The 19,782-nt window shown below is 46.7% G+C and carries 22 protein-coding genes; 6 read left to right on the top strand and 16 right to left on the bottom strand.

Translation table 11 applies throughout. The features are described 5' to 3' along the window. Positions 1-64: 64 nt before the first annotated feature. The 3 genes from EXW93_RS15525 to EXW93_RS15515 all read right to left on the bottom strand — a co-directional run bounded on the left by EXW93_RS15525 (position 65) and on the right by EXW93_RS15515 (position 2,356). Positions 65-1,621 carry an ABC-F family ATP-binding cassette domain-containing protein gene (locus tag EXW93_RS15525; protein ID WP_023469741.1) on the bottom strand — a complete coding sequence of 519 codons (1,557 nt, stop codon included), beginning with the start codon at positions 1,619-1,621 and terminating at the stop codon, positions 65-67. A 31-nt stretch (positions 1,622-1,652) separates the two neighbouring features. Continuing rightward, a complete protein-coding gene (locus EXW93_RS15520) occupies positions 1,653-1,826 on the bottom strand; it encodes a hypothetical protein (protein WP_023469740.1) in 174 nt (57 codons plus the stop codon). 86 nt (positions 1,827-1,912) lie between these two features. Then, on the bottom strand, positions 1,913-2,356 hold the full coding sequence (locus tag EXW93_RS15515; RefSeq protein ID WP_023469739.1) for a hypothetical protein: 444 nt from the start codon (positions 2,354-2,356) through the stop codon (positions 1,913-1,915). 147 nt (positions 2,357-2,503) lie between these two features. Between EXW93_RS15515 and EXW93_RS15510 the strand changes: the two genes are divergently transcribed. From EXW93_RS15510 to EXW93_RS15495, 4 genes are all read left to right on the top strand, one after another. Next, positions 2,504-2,833 carry a hypothetical protein gene (locus EXW93_RS15510; protein ID WP_174316788.1) on the top strand — a complete coding sequence of 110 codons (330 nt, stop codon included), beginning with the start codon at positions 2,504-2,506 and terminating at the stop codon, positions 2,831-2,833. Further along, on the top strand, positions 2,830-4,053 hold the full coding sequence (locus EXW93_RS15505) for a glutathionylspermidine synthase family protein (RefSeq protein WP_023469737.1): 1,224 nt from the start codon (positions 2,830-2,832) through the stop codon (positions 4,051-4,053). The genes EXW93_RS15510 and EXW93_RS15505 overlap by 4 nt, the downstream gene beginning before the upstream one ends. Continuing rightward, positions 4,050-4,685: a Rossmann-fold NAD(P)-binding domain-containing protein gene (locus EXW93_RS15500; protein WP_023469736.1), complete on the top strand. Its 636-nt coding sequence runs from the start codon at positions 4,050-4,052 to the stop codon at positions 4,683-4,685. The genes EXW93_RS15505 and EXW93_RS15500 overlap by 4 nt, the downstream gene beginning before the upstream one ends. Positions 4,686-4,924: 239 nt before the next feature. Further along, complete coding sequence (locus EXW93_RS15495; RefSeq protein ID WP_023469735.1) at positions 4,925-6,418, top strand: peptide MFS transporter; 1,494 nt, start codon at positions 4,925-4,927, stop codon at positions 6,416-6,418. A gap of 44 nt (positions 6,419-6,462) precedes the next feature. Here EXW93_RS15495 and EXW93_RS15490 read toward each other — a convergent pair whose 3' ends face one another. Then, positions 6,463-7,734, bottom strand: a complete 1,272-nt coding sequence (locus EXW93_RS15490) for a purine/pyrimidine permease (RefSeq protein WP_023469734.1) — start codon at positions 7,732-7,734, stop codon at positions 6,463-6,465. 158 nt (positions 7,735-7,892) lie between these two features. Here EXW93_RS15490 and EXW93_RS15485 point away from each other — a divergent pair, with 158 nt between their 5' ends. Beyond that, on the top strand, positions 7,893-8,588 hold the full coding sequence (locus tag EXW93_RS15485) for an alpha/beta hydrolase (RefSeq protein ID WP_082487248.1): 696 nt from the start codon (positions 7,893-7,895) through the stop codon (positions 8,586-8,588). A 107-nt stretch (positions 8,589-8,695) separates the two neighbouring features. On the opposite strand, the gene EXW93_RS15480 is transcribed toward EXW93_RS15485, so the two are convergent. The 5 genes from EXW93_RS15480 to EXW93_RS15460 form a co-directional block, all read right to left on the bottom strand. Then, positions 8,696-9,631 (bottom strand): carbohydrate kinase family protein, encoded by a 936-nt coding sequence (locus EXW93_RS15480; RefSeq protein WP_055969611.1) that lies wholly within the window; start codon positions 9,629-9,631, stop codon positions 8,696-8,698. After that, positions 9,618-10,460 carry a PRD domain-containing protein gene (locus EXW93_RS15475; protein WP_231681717.1) on the bottom strand — a complete coding sequence of 281 codons (843 nt, stop codon included), beginning with the start codon at positions 10,458-10,460 and terminating at the stop codon, positions 9,618-9,620. The genes EXW93_RS15480 and EXW93_RS15475 overlap by 14 nt, the downstream gene beginning before the upstream one ends. Before the next feature lie 127 nt (positions 10,461-10,587). After that, positions 10,588-12,000 (bottom strand): sucrose-specific PTS transporter subunit IIBC, encoded by a 1,413-nt coding sequence (locus EXW93_RS15470; RefSeq protein WP_023469730.1) that lies wholly within the window; start codon positions 11,998-12,000, stop codon positions 10,588-10,590. A gap of 169 nt (positions 12,001-12,169) precedes the next feature. Continuing rightward, entirely contained in the window at positions 12,170-12,973 is an 804-nt protein-coding gene (locus tag EXW93_RS15465) for an endonuclease/exonuclease/phosphatase family protein (protein WP_023469729.1), read from the bottom strand. Positions 12,974-13,059: 86 nt separating this feature from the next. Beyond that, positions 13,060-14,727 carry a PTS transporter subunit IIBC gene (locus tag EXW93_RS15460; RefSeq protein WP_023469728.1) on the bottom strand — a complete coding sequence of 556 codons (1,668 nt, stop codon included), beginning with the start codon at positions 14,725-14,727 and terminating at the stop codon, positions 13,060-13,062. A gap of 257 nt (positions 14,728-14,984) precedes the next feature. Here EXW93_RS15460 and EXW93_RS15455 point away from each other — a divergent pair, with 257 nt between their 5' ends. Beyond that, positions 14,985-15,266 (top strand): helix-turn-helix domain-containing protein, encoded by a 282-nt coding sequence (locus EXW93_RS15455; protein ID WP_023469727.1) that lies wholly within the window; start codon positions 14,985-14,987, stop codon positions 15,264-15,266. Between the two features lie 55 nt (positions 15,267-15,321). Here EXW93_RS15455 and queF read toward each other — a convergent pair whose 3' ends face one another. The 7 genes from queF to pdxK form a co-directional block, all read right to left on the bottom strand. Further along, entirely contained in the window at positions 15,322-15,810 is a 489-nt protein-coding gene (gene queF / locus EXW93_RS15450; protein ID WP_023469726.1) for a preQ(1) synthase, read from the bottom strand. A 13-nt stretch (positions 15,811-15,823) separates the two neighbouring features. Continuing rightward, positions 15,824-16,540: a 7-carboxy-7-deazaguanine synthase QueE gene (gene queE / locus EXW93_RS15445; RefSeq protein WP_023469725.1), complete on the bottom strand. Its 717-nt coding sequence runs from the start codon at positions 16,538-16,540 to the stop codon at positions 15,824-15,826. Continuing rightward, positions 16,537-16,992, bottom strand: coding sequence for a 6-carboxytetrahydropterin synthase QueD (gene queD, locus EXW93_RS15440; protein ID WP_023469724.1), 456 nt, complete (start codon positions 16,990-16,992; stop codon positions 16,537-16,539). Before queD ends, queE begins: the two co-directional genes overlap by 4 nt. Then, positions 16,989-17,645 carry a 7-cyano-7-deazaguanine synthase QueC gene (gene queC, locus EXW93_RS15435; protein WP_023469723.1) on the bottom strand — a complete coding sequence of 219 codons (657 nt, stop codon included), beginning with the start codon at positions 17,643-17,645 and terminating at the stop codon, positions 16,989-16,991. The genes queD and queC overlap by 4 nt, the downstream gene beginning before the upstream one ends. Positions 17,646-17,816: 171 nt before the next feature. After that, positions 17,817-18,467 carry a bacillithiol biosynthesis deacetylase BshB2 gene (bshB2, locus tag EXW93_RS15430; RefSeq protein WP_023469722.1) on the bottom strand — a complete coding sequence of 217 codons (651 nt, stop codon included), beginning with the start codon at positions 18,465-18,467 and terminating at the stop codon, positions 17,817-17,819. Continuing rightward, positions 18,464-18,832 carry a YojF family protein gene (locus EXW93_RS15425; protein WP_023469721.1) on the bottom strand — a complete coding sequence of 123 codons (369 nt, stop codon included), beginning with the start codon at positions 18,830-18,832 and terminating at the stop codon, positions 18,464-18,466. Before EXW93_RS15425 ends, bshB2 begins: the two co-directional genes overlap by 4 nt. A gap of 61 nt (positions 18,833-18,893) precedes the next feature. Then, positions 18,894-19,709 carry a pyridoxine/pyridoxal/pyridoxamine kinase gene (gene pdxK / locus EXW93_RS15420; protein ID WP_023469720.1) on the bottom strand — a complete coding sequence of 272 codons (816 nt, stop codon included), beginning with the start codon at positions 19,707-19,709 and terminating at the stop codon, positions 18,894-18,896. Between the last annotated feature and the right edge of the window lie 73 nt (positions 19,710-19,782).

Here is a 19,782-nt window from a genome sequence, read left to right as displayed (position 1 = left end):
TTAAGTGTATGAACTAAAAAGATGGGATACCCTTCTGGGCATCCCATCTTTTGTATGGTGTAGCTTAGAATACTTTTGTCGTCCATGATTCACAGTTCCATAAGTCTGTCGCAACAGCTTCATAGAATTCTGGTTCGTGTGAGATCAACAGGACGGTTCCTTTGTACTCTTGTAACGCACGTTTTAATTCTTCTTTGGCTTCGACGTCCAAGTGGTTCGTCGGCTCATCGAGTACGAGGATGTTCGATTCCGTATTCATCAATTTACAAAGACGGACTTTCGCTTTTTCCCCACCGCTGAGCACTTCGATTTTCGATTCGATGTGTTTCGTCATCAAACCACACTTCGCGAGCATAGCACGGACTTGTTGTTGTGTCAGAGACGGGAACGTATTCCAAATCTCTTCGATACACGTATTCGAGTTCTTCTCTTTAACTTCTTGTTCGAAGTACCCGATATGCAAGTTCTCGCCTCGCTCAACGACACCCGAGACAGCTGGAATTTCACCGAGCAAACTCTTGAGCAACGTCGATTTCCCGATTCCGTTCGCACCGTGCAACGCAATCTTCTGCCCACGTTCGATCGTCAGATCAAGAGGGCGCGAAAGTGGCTCATCGTATCCGATGACGAGACCTTTTGCTTCGAACATCAATTTACTTGGTGTCCGTGCTTGGAGGAAGTGGAACTCTGGTTTTGGACGCTCTTGCGCAAGTTCGATGACATCCATCTTATCGAGCTTCTTCTGACGCGACATCGCCATGTTCCGTGTCGAGACACGGGCTTTGTTCCGGGCAACGAAGTCCTTCAACTCAGAGATTTCCTGCTGTTGACGCTTGAACGCGGACTCGAGTTGCTTTTTCTTCGCTTCATGGATCGTGACGAAGTTGTCGTAATCACCGACATAACGATTCAATTCTTGATTTTCCATATGATAAATCAAGTTGATGACGCTATTGAGGAATGGAATATCGTGCGAAATCAAGATGAACGCATTCTCATATTCATTCAAGTAGCGTTTCAACCATTCGATATGCTGGACATCGAGATAGTTGGTCGGCTCATCAAGTAAGAGAATGTCCGGTTTTTCAAGAAGGAGTTTGGCGAGCAGGATTTTCGTCCGCTGTCCACCACTGAGCTCTTGTACATCCCGGTCGAGTCCGATCTCATCGAGCCCAAGACCGCGCGCGATTTCTTCGACTTTTGCATCGATCGTATAGAAGTCGTTATTCGTCAGAATGTCCTGCAAGACGCCGACTTCTTCGAGCATCTTTTCCAGTTCTTCTGGCTCGACTTCGCCCATTTTACCGTACAAATCATTGATTTCCTGTTCGATGTCGAACATGTACTGGAATGCACCTTTAAGTGCATCGCGGATGGTTAATCCTTTTTCAAGGACAGCGTGCTGATCCAAATAACCAACGCGTACATGCTTCGCCCATTCGACTTTTCCTTCATCCGGCTCAAGTTGCGACGTAATGATGTTCATGAACGTCGATTTTCCTTCACCGTTCGCACCGACGAGACCGATGTGCTCGCCTTTTAACAGGCGGAAGGAGACATTTTCGAAAATGGCGCGGTCACCGAATCCGTGACTTAAGTTAGATACCGTTAAAATACTCATAATTACTCCTTATTTCATGAATTCCTGTGACTTAGACGCCTGTCCGTTTTTTCTGGTTGTTTGCTTTTTTCGTCTGTTGGCTCGTCAATTGTTTCGTTTGTGTTCCTTGTAAGCCAGTCGGACGTTTTGTTTGCGCTTGTTTTTTTGCTTTCAAGCGTTCGATCATTGCCTCTTGCAATGATAGTTTTTTTGGTTGTTCACTCATGTTCGTTCACCTCGATTGATTCGTTCTTACTTTCTAGTATGCCAAAAAAAACGTCTCTTGGAAATGAAGAGACCTGATTTTACATCTCAAAGTGTATCAGCAAGATAGACGACGTAACAATTTCGGTCGATATCGATTTCACAGCTGTCACGCTCAAACACACCGTGTCCTTCGACTTCAATTTTGTCCTTGATCAAAAAACGCATCGCTTGGACGTGATTCGGAACCGTTGATGTCTTTAAGAGCGGTTGCGCGCTGTCAGATAAATACTCTCTGAACTCGATATGAATTTGATGCGGTGGATAAACGCGTTCTTCTGTCGCACGCGGTGATGCCTTGATATGATCGACAATCAATTGATCGTAATCACCTGCCATCTCATTGGAACGAAGCTCGTATTGATGTCCTTCGATGATATGAAATTCGCAGAGTTGGTGGGCGATGATCTCTTCCGGTTCAATCGCATAACGATCATATTGATAGATCGGATGGAATTCACCATTTTCTTCAACGTAGTAGGCAAGTGACATGCGTAAATCCTCCTTTTCGTTCTATAGATACTATTACCACATTGAAGGAAAAAAAGTTCCGACAGAACAAAGAAACTTTTCTCTCCAAAAAAGCGTATACTATCCATAACGAGAGTAAAAGGAAAGGGGACTGAGACGGTGAATTGGATGAAACAAGCGACACTAGCTGCAACAATGTTGATCGGAACGACACTGAGTGGGTGTGGATCGGATGATGCACGAGCGGAACGACCAGATGATCCGGATTGTGATGACTATGAGTATGATAATGATGAAGGCGTTTGGTACTGTGATGATAGTTCATCAACCCATTCAGGATACTATTACTGGGGTGGTAGTTATTTCGCATCACGTGCCTTGATGCATAGTGCGATGCGAACGAAAGGGTATACGCCGAAATCAAAAGAAGTAAAGAATTATAACACGAAGACAAAGGGATTCGGAACAGGCTCATCTTCCGGCTTTTTCGGCGGATGAATAGACGACAAACCTTTTACGGAGACATCGATCGTTTTTGGGATGTGCTAGACGGGGAACCGTACGCTGTGACGGAAATCATGCCCATCTCGGAAGAACGAATCGACCAACTGCATATCGCGGCGCAAGAAGTTTACAAGATATTTGAAAAAGTACTTCCGATTCTTCGATCGATGGATGATGAGGCACTGCTCGAGCTGGGCTTTCCAGTTGAAAGTCTCGCTTTTTTACGACTCGAGACGATGCGACCGTTGACCGTCATCGGACGCTTTGATTTCATTGCGACGGCAGATCGTATCTCACTCATGGAATGGAACGCGGATACGCCGACTTTCATTAAAGAAGTATTTGAAGTCAATGATGTCGTAGCGGAAAAACAAGGTTTTGAACGGGTCAACGATGGGGAAAACAAATGGCTGAAGGCAACTGTCCGTCGCGCGATCGAAGCCGCGATACATCGGACGAAACAGCATCCGCATGTCGTCTTCACCTCACATGGTGACCACATCGAGGATCGATTGACAGCTGAGTATTTGCAGTCGTTTTGGAGTGATGCGACCTATTGTCCACTTCATGCATTAGAGATTCGTCCGGAAGAAGGTCTGTACGATGAGGCTGGTAAAAGAATCGATATCTTATATCGTCAAACCTTTCCGATCGAGATGGCCTTACTTGACCGGGATGAGGACGGAAGAAATTTAGGACAATTACTCCTGCAACTCGTCGAGACGGGTCGACTCGAAATCATCAATCCACCGTCTGCCTTTTTAATGCAAGCTAAGTCGGTTCTTGCATTGATCTGGATGTTGCATGAAGCCAATCATCCGTACTTGAGCGAAACGGACCATATGACGATTACGCGTTACTTTTTACCGACGTACTTATCCGCTGATCCATTCATTTCAAGCCAGCGATCATTCGTTAAAAAACCAATCTTCGGGCGTGAAGGAGATACCGTGACGGTCCATGATGGACAAGGACATATCATGCTAAAGAATGAACAGCATACGTTTCGTGATCAACCGGCTGTTTATCAAGCGTATCAAGAATTACCGACGTACTCACTTCAGGAAGAGGGAGAAGTCGCGTATATGTATGGTGTCTTTATTTTAGGAGGAAGACCAAGTGCGATTGGTGTACGTGCCGGAGAACGGATTACCGGAAACCGTTCCTATTTCGTACCAATTGGTCGACAGCATGAAGGAGGGAGAAACGTATGAGAGCAGCAATTTTAGGAGCATCTGGTCTAGTCGGACAAGAACTCGTCGATCGTTTGTTGGCAGAAGATGCGTATAGCGAGGTACATGTTCTCGTTCGCCGCCCGATGCGCCGTTTTCATCCGAAATTGGAAGAATGGGTGATTGATTTTGATCGTGTGACAGAAATTGAACTACCTGTCGTCGACCATGTCTATTGTGCACTGGGCACGACGATCAAACAAGCAGGATCGCAAGAGGCATTTCGTCAGGTTGACTACACATATCCGATTGAACTTGGTCGTGAATTGTTAGACCTCGGGGCGACACGATTTGCCTTGATTTCGGCGCTCGGTGCCCATCCGAATGCGAAAACCTTCTACAATCGCGTAAAAGGGGACACGGAAAACGGATTACGTGTACTCGGATATGACGCGTTATTGATTTTTAGACCGTCATTGTTGCTAGGGGATCGAGATGAATTCCGCTTAGGCGAACAAGCGGCTGCGAAAATTTCGACGGTTTTACGCCCCTTGTTGAAGCGGAGTGCCATTGCTCCGATCGAAGCTGGTCAAGTCGCTGCGGCGATGATCCGTGAAACGTTACATGCACCGCCTGGAATTACAATCATTGAATCGAAACAGATGCAATCCTGAGCAGTCGAGTAGTCGACTGCTCTTTTTGTTATTCTTGTAACGTAAATAATATTTGACTCGTCAAATGATTTGCGGTTGAATGGTAAAGTGCTGTCTCATATATAAAAAAAGAAGTGAGACAATTCAGGCAAAACAGTGTATTCGTATCCTATCTGTTTCGTCACGCTTATCGTTTGGGGAAAGCGGGAAAAGATGATGGATTATGCACTTATTTAGGATTGATGAAAGGAGCCGATCATATGGCAGAGTTTGATCGCGATCAGGTCTACAAGACCGTTCCGCAAAAAGGATTCTTTGGGAATCCGAAAGGGTTGTTCACCCTCTTCTTCACTGAGTTTTGGGAGCGTTTCTCCTACTATGGCATGCGTGCCATCCTTATCTTCTACATGTACGATTCAGTTGCCAACGGTGGTCTAGGTATCGATAAGACGACAGCTGCGTCAATCATGGCCGTTTATGGTTCGCTCGTCTACATGTCAGGGATCATTGGGGGATGGGTAGCTGACCGTTTACTCGGTACGTCACGCACCGTCTTCTATGGTGGTATCTTGATCATGCTAGGGCATATCGTCCTTGCTTTACCAGCAGGCATTACAGCCCTCTTCATCTCGATGGGACTTATCGTCATCGGTACTGGTTTCTTGAAACCGAACGTATCGAATATCGTCGGTGATTTGTACAGCAAGACGGATAACCGCCGCGATGCTGGTTTTAGTATCTTCTACATGGGGATCAACGCTGGGGCATTCCTCTCACCACTCGTCGTCGGTGAAGTGGCTGACCGCGGTGGATATCACGCTGGTTTCGCACTCGCTGCCATCGGGATGTTCGCAGGACTTGTCGTCTTCGTCTTGACGAAAAAGAAAAACCTTGGTCAAGCGGGTACGTATGTCTTGAACCCATTAAAAGGGGACGAGAAAAAACGCTTCATCACGATCGCATCAATCGTTGTCGTCGTCGTTGCGGTACTCGGTGTCGTTGCATCGATGACAGGACTGTTGACAATTTCTCGTTTTACTTTAATGGTCACGATTCTCGGGATCTTGATTCCGATCGCTTACTTCACAGTCATGCTTCGTAGTCCAAAGATCACGGATGATGAGCGCTCACGTTTGATTGCGTATATTCCGTTGTTCATCGCAGCAGCGATTTTCTGGGCAATCCAAGAACAAGGTTCATACGTCCTCTCGATCTTCGCAAGTGAACGGACGAACCTTTCATTCTTAGGATTTGAGATTCAACCGGCATTCTTCCAATCGTTGAATCCGCTCTTCATCATCGTATTAGCACCTGTTTTTGCGAGCTTCTGGGTCAAACTCGGTGACCGTCAACCAACGACGATGCAAAAGTTCTCGTTTGGTCTTCTGTTCGCCGGACTTTCGTTCATCGTCATGACACTACCAGGTATCCTGTTCGGTGTGGAGACGTCAGTTAGTCCACTCTGGCTTGCACTGAGCTTCTTCCTCGTCGTCATCGGTGAGCTCTTCTTGTCACCAGTCGGTCTATCGGCAACAACAAAATTGGCGCCGGCAGCCTTCTCAGCGCAAACGATGAGTCTGTGGTTCTTGACGAACGCAACAGGTCAAGCGGTCAACGCACAAATCGTTAAATACTACACGAATGATACGGAGATTTTGTACTTCGGTATCACAGGTATCGTTGCCGTCATCTTCGGATTACTCTTGTTCGCTTTCGCACCAAAACTTCAAAAATACATGCGCGGTATTCGCTGATGCATGAAAAAAGACGCTTTCTCAATCGAGAAAGCGTCTTTTTATTAATCATTCGTCCGAATATGGCGTAACCCTTCTGCGAGCAAGGCGACCAATGTTCCGAGGACGAGACCGTTTGACATCAAGGTCGTCACGAGTGGCGGTAAATCGGCCGTTGCCCCTTTTGGTAGTAACAACGCACCGATGCCGACGAGGACCGGGAGACCGACCGTGATCATCGCCGTTTGACGATTCAAGTCGCGGGCTGCTTCCGTGACGCCGATGATCGCCATCCCGGCAACAATCGGTGCGACCATCGCATAACCGACAGCGACGGGGATTTTAGCGATCAACCCGACGAATGGTGTCACGATACTGAGGAAAAGGCACGTGATGTTCGCATAGACGAACGCTTTGCGGTCCGTGTTATCTGTTGAGGCAATGAAACCAGCTGTTCCGGAAATGGCGACAGGACCGACCGTACCGAACAGACCAGCGAAGAGTTGTCCGATACCAGCCGTGATACCAGCTGTTCCGACTTGTCCTTTGACGGTTTCACCACGCTTGGCACTGATAATCCGTTCGATGACCTTGATGTTTGCTAAGACGTTTGTCATTAACAACAACGAGATGATGAGAGCTGTCGGTAATAAGCTCCAGTCGACATGAATACCGCCGAACGGCAACAAGCTCGGTAAAGTGAACAGTGGACCGTCGAAGCTTGGCATCTCGGCACGACCAATCAATGCAAACATGCTCCAACCGACGAGTAACGTGATTAATAAAGCGTACTGGCGTAAGCGATCGCTTCGTTCTAAATAAAGTGAGATCAAGACCGTCAGAATCGAGATGACGGCAGGTAATACTTGAATTCGTCCATCCTCGATATTGAGTAATCCTTTCATGACGGATCCGGACAGCTGTGCCGACAGCAACAGCATGTAGACTCCGATGACTTGCGGTGTAAAAAGGGGGACTAAGCGCCGTAAGACACCCGTCATCGTCAAGACGATACAGATGATACCGCTGAGTAGGAGTAAGAATCCAAGCGACTGTAATGTGTTTGAATAACTGCCGTACAATGTGACACCAATCGACGAATAAAGAGCAAATACACCCCACCAAATTCCAGCAGGACCTTCCATGATCGGTAGACGGTGTCCGAGCAGGACTTGAAAGAGACTTAAGATGGCAAATACGAATAGACAACGAGATAAGAAGGAAAGCGTCTCGGCACCCGAGAGTTCAAACGATGCTGCGATGGCAAGGGGCGGGGCAATGTTAGTACAGATGATGAATAAAAACCATTGAATCGTAGACACAAGGGTACGCGGCAAAACGTAAATCTCCTTTCGAAAAAACAATATTGGTTTCATCTTAAACCAATTCATGAAAAAGCGATAGGGATGCTTACAATAACTGAAAATTCTAATATTTGTTTTCATATGTGATTTAACACATAATATTGGGTATAACGGTAACGGGAGGGAATGAAATGAAAAAATGGAGTATAAGAATCATTGGAACGATTGCTGCGCTGTTGGCACTGCTCGTATTTGCATTCATGATCTGGGCGCAGTTCGATTATGATGCATCTCCCCAAGCGATATCTTACGTGGAGACAGCTACACCACGTGAAGTGACATTTGGAAAAAAGACGAGTGACGTTGGATTCATCTTTTATCAAGGGGCAAAAGTTGATGCAGCGGCCTACAGTTATTACGGCAAGCAACTAGCGAAAGACGGGCACTTCGTCGTCATCCCAAAGCTACCGTTTCGGATTGCGTTGCTTGACTCAAGCGAAGGACTCGATATCATCGAGGATTATCCCCAAGTCAAAAAATGGTATCTGATCGGGCATTCGCTCGGTGGAAGCGCAGCTTCGACGATCGTCGAACAACATCCGAAAATTAAGGGGATCGTTTTCCTCGCGTCCTATCCGATTGATTCGATTGATGTGCCCTCGTTGACGATTTATGGTGAACGAGATGGTGTCTTACCAGTCGCTGATATCGAAAAAAGTAAACAGGACGTTCGAAAAGATGCGGTATTCCATGAAATCAAGCAAGGGAACCATGCGAACTTTGGTATGTACGGTCGACAAAAAGGGGATAACAGCAGCCCATTAACGCCAAAAGAACAACAGGACGAGTCGTTAGATGAAATCAAACGATTTATCGATACACCTTAATCAATTCTCTTAGTGAATAAACGACTCATCAATCAAATGAAAAGGATGGAGAGATTCTGGCACTGGGTCCGGAATCTCTCCATCCTTATTTCTACTGAGTTATCGATTCAACTCAAGCGATGAGCGACTTCGTCGAGCGTTGGCAAAGCAGCCATCGCTCCTTTGACGGAAGCAGCAAGTCCGCCTGAAATCGCTGCGAATCGACCGATGTCGCGAAGTTCATCTTCAGACCAATCAAACGAAAAATCGCGTAACGCACACTGGTAGAGTAAACCGGACATGAAGGCATCTCCAGCTCCTGTCGTATCGATTGCGTCGACCGTAATCGCATCGATGACAGCCATCGCACGATCCGTATAGAGAATCGATCCTTCACTTCCTAGCGTGATGGCAAGAAGACGAATCGGATATTCAGCTAACAATTCAGCAGCCCCGTCATCAAGATTCGTTTGTCCAGTTAGAAACGTCAATTCTTCCTCAGCAAGTTTGACGATTTGTGCATCCGGTAGGACAGACCGGATCGTCGTCCGCGCTTCGTCAAGATTCGGCCATAACGACTCTCGTAAGTTCGGATCGTAAGAGACTGGTACTTGGTGCGCTTTTGCACGTGCGATGGCTTTTCGTGTCGCGTTGACGGATTCTCCAGTAATCAAAGAGATCGAACCGATGTGTAATAAATCGACGGACGTGAAATCCTCCGGTACATGTGTTTCGTGGAATTGCATATCAGCGCGCTCCGCGTTGATGAACTCGAACGACCGCTCTCCATCCTGACCGTTTGTAACGAGCACAAGTCCTGTTTTTTGCGTCGAATCGTGGACGAGATGATCGGTACGAACACCATAATGATGTAACGTATCTTTCAAGAAGTGTCCCATCGAATCATCACCGACAGCTCCAAGAAAATAACTATCAGCGCCTAATCGAGCGAGTCCGACAGAGACATTGGCAGGAGCACCTCCAGGATTTTTTTGAAACGTCATGTTTTCAGCATCAAGAGGAATCAAATCAATCAATGCTTCCCCTAAACTAAAGATTTTCATACGTAGAACTCCTTTCAAGATCCGGACGAATCCGTTCGATGTGTAAAGCCATATAGCCGATTTCTGATTCAGGTACACGTGTATCGAGTTCGACAGTCAACCAATTGCCCATTTGACTCGCACAGGCATAAGCCTCAGCATAACGTGTTTTGACGGCAGATAAAATCACATCATCCATGTCGTGTAAGGTTTCTCCTTGTTCAATCCGGGCGAGGACCAATTTCATGTGCGTAAAGAAACGATAATACGTCATCGATGAGGTCTCGATCGTTTGTCCAAAAAAGACTTCGATCTGTTCACGTAGTTCATTGAGTAACGTAACCGTCTGCAACGCAGTGGCCATATTCGGATGCGTTTGGCGTGCATTGTATAAGTGAAGCGCGATGTTCGCAGCTTCTTCTTTCGGTAGCGTGACCTGTAAGGCACGCTCGATCTCAAGAACTGCCCATTCTCCAATCGCATACTCCGGTCCATACAAAAGGCGAATCTCTTCTGCCAATCGATTATGCACGACGAGTTGTTCACGTGCTAATCGTACGGCATGAGCAAGGTGGTCCGTCAGACTGACGTGAATATAGTCATGAAACGGCGTTTGGAGCTCACCTTCTGCATGTGAGATGATGCGTTCCGATAAATCAATGATCTCAAGTGGTGTCGTTGTCAGAATCTCTTTGAACTGTTCTGCATTTTCAAATGAAGGGATGAACATTTTTTCGATCTTCGTCGCTTGAATCGGATCTTTTTTCTTTTTTCCAAAAGCAATGCCTGGTCCCATGACGATGCGTTCCTGTCCATTTTCTTTGACAACAACAGCGTTGTTATTGAGGATCTTATGAATAATCAGCCTGACGTCCTCCTTTCCGATCTTTTCTTTTATTATAAAGCGAACTTCAGCGCTTTGCGAACCGACAAATGCGACCACCGAGCCCGAGGACTCGGTTTGGTCGCATGAAGGATTAAGCAGCAACGTCCGTTTCTTTTTGTTTCCGTGCATCGAGACGCATCAAGACGACAGTCGAGATGAAAGCAGTGACGACTGCAATGGCGAACCCGACGAGATAGTTGATCAAGTTTGACGCACCGAGTGGCGCGACGATCGCAATCATCGGAATTCCAGTTAATCCATAAGCGTTCGCAGCGACTTGTGTCAAGACGACATAACCGCCACCGATCGCACCACCAATGGCACCACCGATGAATGGTTTTCCAAGACGTAAGTTGACACCGTAGATGACGGGTTCTGTGATTCCGAGAAATGCTGAGAACGCAGACGGTAGGGCGAGTGCTTTGAGTTTAACGTTCTTCGTCAAGAAGTAAACGGCAAGTCCGGCACCACCTTGAGCGACATTCGCCATCGACCAAATCGGTAAGAGGAAGTTCTTTCCGATACTCTTATCTGCAAGTAACCCTGCTTCAATAGCATGGAAACTATGGTGCATCCCTGTGATGACGATTGTCGAATAAAGTCCACCGAAGAGAAGACCGGCGACGACTGAGAACTGTTCATAGAAGAAGACGAGTACGAATGAAATGCCTTTTCCGAGTAACGTTCCGATCGGACCAATGACGATCAATGCCAGGAATCCAGTGACGAGAACCGTAACGAACGGTGTCACGAGTAAGTCAAGCGTTTCGGGTGTCCGTTTCCGGACTTGTTGTTCAATCTTTGCCATGACCCAAACGGTTAAGAGAACCGGGAAGACCGTTCCTTGATAACCGATCAACTCGATGTTCATTCCGAGGAACTTCATGACTTCCGGATCACTATTACCGAGCGTCCAAGGGTTTAAGAGGGACGGGTGTGTCATGATCCCCCCGATGACGGCACCGAGGTACGGGTTCGCACCGAATTCACGGGCTGCCGAGAAACCGATCAGGATCGGTAGGATGATGAAGGCAGAAGACGAGAACATATCCAGTAGTTGGACGATCGGTGAATCACCGTCAACCCAACCGAAGGCCTTGATCATACCGAGTAATCCCATCAAGAGACCGGCTGCGACGATTGCCGGAATGAGTGGAACGAAGACGTTCGAGAGCGAGCGGGCAAGACGGGCGAACGGATTTAATTTTTGCGATGCAGCCTTTTTAACGTCGAGTGGTTCTTCTCCATCGACCTTTACACCGGCAAGTGGTGCAAACGCAGCAAATACCTTGTTGACGGTACCGGTTCCAAAGATGATTTGGTATTGACCAGAACTTGAGAAGGCGCCGCTGACACCATCTAAGTCTTCAAGTGCTGCTTGATCGACCTTTGATTCATCATGCAAGACAAGACGTAAACGCGTCGCGCAGTGAGCAGCAGTGATGATGTTCTCGCGTCCACCGACGAGTTCGAGCACACGTTTAGCAGTTTGTTGATAATCCATCGGAAAAGTCCTCCTTTTTCATGAAACGTGCTGAATGAGACAAAAAAAGGCAAGACCGAACAACACCTCTCCTAACGAGGTGTCATTTCGGTCTTGCCAGCCGTACTGTCACAATCCGCACTATTGATTTGATTTCATCTTAAAGGAGAAAAGAAAGCGTTGTCAATACTTAATGTTCATTTTTTTGAATCTGAATATCGACCTCAACACCGTAGTGATCGGAAACGACGGGACCGTGAATCCCATCGAACACGACCCCGACGCGTTCGACGTCAATTTTCCGATTCGATAAGACGAGATCGATCCGCAATCCTTGTTGATTGTCTTCCCATCCATCGATGTTGCCATTGATCGTCTCAATTCCGACCGTTTCCTTAGCTAGCAGAAAGACGTCGTGTAATCCTCGTTGCATCATATAGTCATAACCTGTATTTCGTTCTAAGGCATCGTTGTTGAAATCACCGAGGAAGAATGTCCATTCGAGTGGATCCATCCGGGCCATCAAATGATTGAATTGTTCCTGGAACGGTTCGACTTCATCTGCCCACCAGCCAAGATGGCATGTATTGAACGTAATCGGTGTACCGTCGACTTGGATCGTCGCACGGACGATTTTTCGCGATTTCCAATCGAATGTATCTTGACTGCGGCTGACATAATAACTGTCCGATTTTAAGATTGGGTGTTTCGTCAAAAGAGCGAGTCCTTCTTCATACTTATCATAGCCGATATGAGCAAAATCCCAGACGAGGGAGTAGGTTTGACCTTGTTCTTTTAACGCTTGCTGGATCAAATAGGCAAAGTTATCGTTGCGCACATCATCATAGACGATGGGTGTATCCATCAATTGACTCACTTCTTGCAGTGCGACGACATCATAATCTTGAGCGAGAATTTGTTGAACGATCTGGTTTAATTTTTCGAGTGGCTGTTCTTCCTGCCACGAATGACAGTTTAGTGTGAGTAGACGCATGAGTGGTCCTCCTGATTTTTCAAATAAGAAAGGTGAAACTCTTATAAAAGAGCTTCACCTTTAGGTAGTTCCCTAATCTCGCAGGTTTATGCGCCGATCCGGTCTTGGATATCTGATTTTAAGATATCGGCTTTTGGACCGTAGATGGCTTGCACGCCATTGTTCTTAAGGATCAGACCAAGTGCACCGTTTGCTTTCCAGTCTGCTTCTTTTGCAACAAGCGCTGGATCTTTGACAGTGACACGAAGACGCGTCATGCAGGCATCGACGTCCTCGATGTTTTGCTGTCCACCAAGCAAATCGATGATTTGTGAAGCTTGCGAACCGTCGGCAGGAGCTGATGTCGCAGCAGCCTCACCTGAAGCTTCAGTTGTAGATACGTTGATATCGTCAAGATAGTTCCCGTTACGACCTGGTGTCGCATAGTTGAACTTCTTGATGACGAAACGGAACGTGAAGAAGTTCAAGAAGAAGAAGAACACACAGACACCGATGAAACGAATTAAATCACCAATTAATCCAGCTTTTGCAATCAATGGAATCCGCGTCAAGAGTTCGATCGCACCGAATGCGTGAATCCGAAGATGCATGACATCTGCTAGTGCGAAAGCAACACCCGTGAGCACAGCATAGATGACGTAAAGAACAGGAGCGATGAACATGAACATGAATTCGATTGGCTCCGTGACACCTGTCAAGAAAACTGCAAGTCCAGCAGATAAGAAGACAGGTTTGTATGCTTTCTTCTTATCTTCATCAACTGACATGTACATTGCGACAGCGATACCGATCAATGAAGCAAGTGATGTGACGACTTGTCCTTCTTTAAAACGAGCAGGAACGACACTGTTGATTAAGTCATTGTATCCTTGTGTGTTACCGGCTTGTTTTAAATTAACGAGGTCAGTGATCCAAGCTAACCAAAGCGGATCTTGACCAGCAACCGTCGATCCTTGAGCAGCACCTGTCAGGATTTTGTACGTTCCACCGAGTTCCGTGTAGTTCATCGGGACAGTCAACATGTGATGAAGACCGAACGGAAGTAATAGACGCTCGAGTGTACCGTATACGAACGGTGCAATGATCGGTGCAGAATCACGTGAAGAGGCAATCCAGCGACCGAAGTCATTCAATAAGCCTTGAACGAACGGCCAAACGAGTGATAAGGCGAATGCTGCAACGACTGATCCACCAATGACGACGAATGGTACAAAACGTTTTCCGTTGAAGAATGCAAGCGCATCTGGCAATTTACTGAAGTTATAAAATTTATTAAAGAGAACGGCACCAAGGAAACCAGAGATGATTCCGACGAATACTCCCATGTTGAGAGCAGGTGCCCCTAAAACTGAAGTGAAATAATCTTTTACGATGAGCTCAGAACCAAGCAATGAATCGACCGTTGCTTTTGGGTCCGCGATCATGTCAGCGTTGACACCGAAGATAGCTCCTGTGACACGGTTGATCAAAATGAAGGCGAGTAACGCTGCGAACGCACCACCAGCACGTTCTTTTGCCCATGACCCACCAATCGCGACGGCGAATAAGACATGAAGGTTCGTAATGATGGCCCAACCTAAATCTTCAACGATTCGAGCAATCGTTTGCATTAACGCGATATCGCCTCCATACATGCCGATCAGTTTCCCGACCGAAATCATGATTCCTGCAGCAGGCATAACCGCGATGACGACCATCAAGGCTTTACCGAGTTTTTGCCAAAAATCGAACGAAATAGCATTTTTCAAGATCATTCACTCCTTTTGTATCTCTTTTTCTCTAATATGTGTGTAAGAACAGTGCAATAATGTAAGCGATTAATGCAACCGTTTGCATATAGAATTGTAAGCGATAACTTTTTAAAAAGCTAGTGTTTTACAAGAAAAATATTTGAAATTTTATTTTGATTAGAAATTGATAGTTCGGAAAGGTATTCAGATTTTAAAAAAGTGGGAATAAGACTACAGTGAACGTTGTTTAGTTTTAAAAGAAGAAAGGATGTTTGAAGCGGATGAAAGAAGGGATTCAACCGATCGGACAGTACGGACAGCGGATTCGTACATTACGAGAACGTCATCAGTTAGATCAAAATACATTAGCAGAGTTAACTGAGACGACACCTGAGATGATCCAGCGTATTGAAAGTAGCATTGCCCATCCCTCATTTTCAATGATTGAGCGACTGGCCCGTGTCTTACATGTCCCTTCGGATCACTTAATTCGGCATATCTGGCCACCTGAGGTCATCCGTCAGCATGATAGCCCGTCCTTGATCGACCTTCCATCTAGTTGATGAGCATCAAAAAAGAGGAACAAGGGGATTTCCCCTTGTTCCTCTTTTAGTCGTCTTAACGATTATCGATCGTTTCAGGATAGAGATCGTGATTGAATAGACGGTGCTCTGCCATTTGTTCGTATTTTGTACCAGGCTTCCCGTAATTGTAGTATGGATCAATCGAGATTCCACCGCGTGGCGTGAATTTCCCCCATACTTCAAGGTAGCGAGGTTCCATCAATTTCACGAGATCTTTTCCGATGACGTTGATGCAGTTCTCATGAAAATCACCATGGTTACGGAAGCTGAATAAGTACAACTTCAGTGATTTTGATTCGACGAGTTTTTCGTCTGGGATGTACGAGATGTAAATCGTCGCGAAGTCCGGTTGATTCGTGATCGGACAAAGACTCGTGAACTCTGGTGCGTTGAATTTCACGAAGTAATCATTTTCTGGGTGACGATTCGGGAATGCTTCGAGAACTTCAGGTTGGTATTCAAAAATATATGGTACGGCTTTTTGGCCGAGTAACGATAAGTCGTTTAAATCTTCAGGTCGCATGAATCATTTCTCCTTAGACGCCACGATCGTTCGCGAAAACGAGGGCATGTAGTTGTGGTAGGACGCGCGCATGATTGAAGCGTTCATCACGGGCGACGCGTTCCCAAAGTGTTTTTAAATCGTGTAGCATGCGTGGAGCGATCGTTCCTTCTTCGTGCGGATCAGGATTACCGAGCGATAGATAAAGCGTCTTTAGCGCATATCGTTCTGAAATCATCGCCGCGAAGTCGAGGTCTTCCTCATTAAAGATGACGATTTTAACGGCACGCTGTTGTTCCGGTAGACGTTTAAAAAAGACATCCAAGCGATCGAAATCAATCTTCATCCCACTTGAAGGTGGTTTAGGGCTAAGTGTGACGTCATCGATATCAAGCAACCAATTTTGCCAGTAGGAGCCTTGTGTCTCGACGGACATCGTGATGTTTCGTTCTTTTAGTGCCGCAACCAGTGTGCCGATTGATGCATGAAGTAACGGGTTCCCACCAGAAATCGTGACATGTCCGTAAGAGCCGAGTGCATCAAGACGTTCTATGATCGTCTCTGCCGTCAAGAGTTCAGGTTTTTCAGAACCATCCCATGTGAAGGCGGAGTCACACCACGAACAGGAGTAGTCGCAACCGCCGGTCCGGACGAACATCGTCTTTTGACCAATCGATCGTCCTTCTCCTTGAAATGTTGGTCCGAAAATCTCGAGAACCGGAATTTTTGGTGTTTTCGTTAAGGCACTCATGCTTCGTTCATCCACTCACGACGGACTTCAGCAAAAGCAGTCGGTGTCTCATAGAGCTTGACGAATTCGACACGAAGTCCACGCTCATCCGGAAGGTGTTGTCCGAGCGTCTCGAAAATCCAAGCCGCCATGTTTTCAGCTGTCGTATTCATGTATGGTAACGATTCATTCAGGTAGCGGTGATCCAACAGTGGTTCGAGATGTGTTTTGAAGATTTTTTTGAGATCACCAAAATCGAGTGTCATACCGCGGTGATCCAAAAAACCACTGATCCCCATATCGACATGGTACGTATGACCGTGAAGGGCACGGCATTTTCCATCATAATCATATAGGTGGTGTGCTGCGTCGAACGTCAGTTTTTTAACGATCATGACGCGGGATTTCGTATAGATAAGCGAGTCGCCAGTCGGGCGCTCGACCGTTTCAGGTGCTTCGTAATTGAATGTCATGTGTGTTGAACCTCCTTGATGTATGCATCTAATCCATTTTTCCGTAATTCACAGGCTGGGCATTCGCCACAACCATCTCCAATGACGCCGTTGTAACACGTCAACGTGCGATTTCGAACGAAATCAAACGCACCGAGCGAATCGGCAAGCGCCCACGTCTCTTTTTTGTCGAGCCACATGAGTGGCGTGTGAAGTACGAATGGATAGTCCATCGCAAGGTTCAATGTCACGTTGAGTGACTTGATGAAGGCATCACGGCAGTCAGGGTAACCGGAAAAGTCCGTTTCACATACGCCAGTGACGATATGACGGATTCCGCGTCCTTTCGCAAGGACGGCTGCGAACGAAAGAAACAGGTGATTTCGTCCATCTACAAAAGTAGAAGGAAGACCATCTTCATTCGTCGTGATGGTTTGGCTGTGGTCAGTCAAAGCGTTACTCGTCAGTTGACTGAGAAGAGAGAGATCAAGCTCATGGTGTTTGACACCAAGCTCAGAGGCGATGTCGCGTGCGACTTCGAGTTCTTGTGCATGACGTTGTCCGTAATTAAACGTCACGACTTCGACTTCTTCGTATTGTTTCAGTGCCTGAAACAAACAAGTCGTTGAGTCTTGGCCGCCACTAAAGACGACAAGAGCACGTTCGTTTTTCATAATGTACACTTCCATTCCTAGTTTTTGTAACGGAGGAGGTTACGAACTCCGGAGACGTAGTCTCAACTATTCACACTAGCAGAAGCCATTGAAAAAGTCGACGTTTTCTGATGAAGACAAAAAAAGAGATGCGTATCGTCGATCGGACGGTACGCATCTCTTGCAAGAAGATTAAAGTGGATAGTGATAGTAGCGTTCTTTGACGAGTAGATCTCGAATGTTCGAATCTTCCGAGATGACTTTCATCAGACCACCTGTTTGTGAAGCATGCGCTTCGAGTGCTTTGATCTTTTGATCCGTATAGGCACTGACATCATGAATGAACGTTCCTTCCCCGAGCTCTTCTTTCGTATTGTTCGCGAAAGCGACCGCAAGAAACTCTGGGCGATCAGCAGGATCCATCATCCGAAGGGCACGAACGACGGCGCGAGCTGTCGCTTCATGATCGGGATGGACCGCGTAACCCGGATAGAACGAAATCAAACGAGTTGGTCGTGTCTGTTGAATCAAGGCAAGAATACGGTCAGCAAGTGCTGCTTCATCCTCGAATTCAACGGTCTTATCACGAAGTCCCCACATTTGGAGATCCGAAATCTTCATTTTTGCAGCAGCATCAATCAACTCGCGTTTACGAATCGTTGCGAGCTGTTCACGGTTCGTAAAGACAGGACGTCCCATGTTACGTCCCATCTCACCAAGTGTCAGACAAGCGTACGTGACAGGACCACGGTTTTCAGCGTGTTCGATGATCGTACCGGCAGAACTGAAAGCTTCGTCATCCGGGTGAGGGAAGACGACGAGTAAATGATCTTCGTGTGTCATGCGTCTACCTCCTCTGCACCTTGAGCGAATGGTGTCGGGCTAAGTTCAAAAGCAATCGCAAGACGTCCTTCGATATCGTGACCGGCAATCAACAATTGTTCCCCAGCAAATTCGAAGTCAGTCAATCCTTCACCGTATAACCAGCCGTGGGCAAGTTTCAAACCGATCCGGTAAGGTCCGTTTCCTGTGATCAGACCACGTTCGTAAGTGATTTCCGCATTACGGAAAAACATCCCTGCGCTATGGAAAGTTGGATCTTGGTGCGTCGCGTAAGCACCGTTCGTCGTCTCGACGTGTACATATAACGGTGTATTCGCATGTTCGTCGATATAACGCTGTATTTCTTGTACATCAATGGCTTGCATAAACTTTTCTCCTCTCCTATACAGAAAGAAGTCCGCGGATATCGCGGACTTCTTAAGCGGATCAAGACTGGACTGTACGATGTGCAGCGTGATCAGTTGGTCCGACGTATTCATTCAAACGGAATGAATGACGAATCGCGGAAGTGATGAAAGATTTTGCTGTACGGACAGCAGCTTCTACTGATGCACCTTTTGCGAGTTCGGCCGTGATTGCTGCAGAGTACGTGCAGCCAGCACCGTGCGTGTACGGTGTCTCGATTCGTTCGTCCTCAATCAGGATAAACTCTTTTCCGTCATAAAGCACGTCAACTGCTTGTGGATGGTCAATCTTGCTGCCACCTTTGACAAGAACGTATTGCGCACCTTTTTCATGAATCCGCGCTGCTGCAAGTTTCATCTCGTCGATCGTTGCTGGTGTTTTACCAAGACCCGACAGTTGTCCGGCTTCGAAGACGTTCGGTGTGACGACCGTCGCAAGTGGTGTCAAGACATCACGAAGTGCGTTTGCTGTATCAGGGTTCAGCACTTCGTCTTCGCCTTTACAGACCATGACAGGATCGATCACGACGTTTTGAACGCCGGATGATTTGATTTTCTCAGCAACGGCTTCAATGATTTCGACAGTCGGGAGCATACCCGTCTTCATCGCATCAACACCAATACCTCCAAGGACCGTGTGGATTTGTGTCCGGACGAGTTCTGTGTCGATTGGGTAAACCGCATGGTGCCAAGAGTGATCAGGGTCTTGGGCGACGATGACCGTCAAAGCATTCATTCCATAGACACCAAGTTCTTGGAATGTTTTCAAATCAGCTTGAATACCAGCTCCACCGCTCGTGTCGGAACCAGCAATCGTTAAGGCTTTACGTTTTGTCATGGGGCATTCCTCCTAAAGAAATAGACAATCCTTCTTGTTCTTCATCATAGCGAATTATGGGAAAAACAACAAC

It is taken from the genome of Exiguobacterium sp. JMULE1 (assembly GCF_013337175.1).
Lineage (GTDB): Bacteria > Bacillota > Bacilli > Exiguobacteriales > Exiguobacteriaceae > Exiguobacterium_A > Exiguobacterium_A indicum.
The sequence above is the reverse complement of the archived record's forward strand: the minus strand, read 5'-3'. Positions and strand labels throughout refer to the sequence as shown.

What these genes read in the sequence shown, in the direction of transcription:
- EXW93_RS15525 (WP_023469741.1), bottom strand. Translation starts at nt 1,621, where the DNA reads ATGAGTATTTTAACGGTATCTAACTTAAGTCACGGATTCGGTGACCGC.
- EXW93_RS15520 (WP_023469740.1), bottom strand. Translation starts at nt 1,826, where the DNA reads ATGAGTGAACAACCAAAAAAACTATCATTGCAAGAGGCAATGATCGAA.
- EXW93_RS15515 (WP_023469739.1), bottom strand. Translation starts at nt 2,356, where the DNA reads ATGTCACTTGCCTACTACGTTGAAGAAAATGGTGAATTCCATCCGATC.
- EXW93_RS15510 (WP_174316788.1), top strand. Translation starts at nt 2,504, where the DNA reads ATGAAACAAGCGACACTAGCTGCAACAATGTTGATCGGAACGACACTG.
- EXW93_RS15505 (WP_023469737.1), top strand. Translation starts at nt 2,830, where the DNA reads ATGAATAGACGACAAACCTTTTACGGAGACATCGATCGTTTTTGGGAT.
- EXW93_RS15500 (WP_023469736.1), top strand. Translation starts at nt 4,050, where the DNA reads ATGAGAGCAGCAATTTTAGGAGCATCTGGTCTAGTCGGACAAGAACTC.
- EXW93_RS15495 (WP_023469735.1), top strand. Translation starts at nt 4,925, where the DNA reads ATGGCAGAGTTTGATCGCGATCAGGTCTACAAGACCGTTCCGCAAAAA.
- EXW93_RS15485 (WP_082487248.1), top strand. Translation starts at nt 7,893, where the DNA reads ATGAAAAAATGGAGTATAAGAATCATTGGAACGATTGCTGCGCTGTTG.
- EXW93_RS15480 (WP_055969611.1), bottom strand. Translation starts at nt 9,631, where the DNA reads ATGAAAATCTTTAGTTTAGGGGAAGCATTGATTGATTTGATTCCTCTT.
- EXW93_RS15470 (WP_023469730.1), bottom strand. Translation starts at nt 12,000, where the DNA reads ATGGATTATCAACAAACTGCTAAACGTGTGCTCGAACTCGTCGGTGGA.
- EXW93_RS15465 (WP_023469729.1), bottom strand. Translation starts at nt 12,973, where the DNA reads ATGCGTCTACTCACACTAAACTGTCATTCGTGGCAGGAAGAACAGCCA.
- EXW93_RS15460 (WP_023469728.1), bottom strand. Translation starts at nt 14,727, where the DNA reads ATGATCTTGAAAAATGCTATTTCGTTCGATTTTTGGCAAAAACTCGGT.
- EXW93_RS15455 (WP_023469727.1), top strand. Translation starts at nt 14,985, where the DNA reads ATGAAAGAAGGGATTCAACCGATCGGACAGTACGGACAGCGGATTCGT.
- queF (WP_023469726.1), bottom strand. Translation starts at nt 15,810, where the DNA reads ATGCGACCTGAAGATTTAAACGACTTATCGTTACTCGGCCAAAAAGCC.
- queE (WP_023469725.1), bottom strand. Translation starts at nt 16,540, where the DNA reads ATGAGTGCCTTAACGAAAACACCAAAAATTCCGGTTCTCGAGATTTTC.
- queD (WP_023469724.1), bottom strand. Translation starts at nt 16,992, where the DNA reads ATGACATTCAATTACGAAGCACCTGAAACGGTCGAGCGCCCGACTGGC.
- queC (WP_023469723.1), bottom strand. Translation starts at nt 17,645, where the DNA reads ATGAAAAACGAACGTGCTCTTGTCGTCTTTAGTGGCGGCCAAGACTCA.
- bshB2 (WP_023469722.1), bottom strand. Translation starts at nt 18,467, where the DNA reads ATGACACACGAAGATCATTTACTCGTCGTCTTCCCTCACCCGGATGAC.
- EXW93_RS15425 (WP_023469721.1), bottom strand. Translation starts at nt 18,832, where the DNA reads ATGCAAGCCATTGATGTACAAGAAATACAGCGTTATATCGACGAACAT.
- pdxK (WP_023469720.1), bottom strand. Translation starts at nt 19,709, where the DNA reads ATGACAAAACGTAAAGCCTTAACGATTGCTGGTTCCGACACGAGCGGT.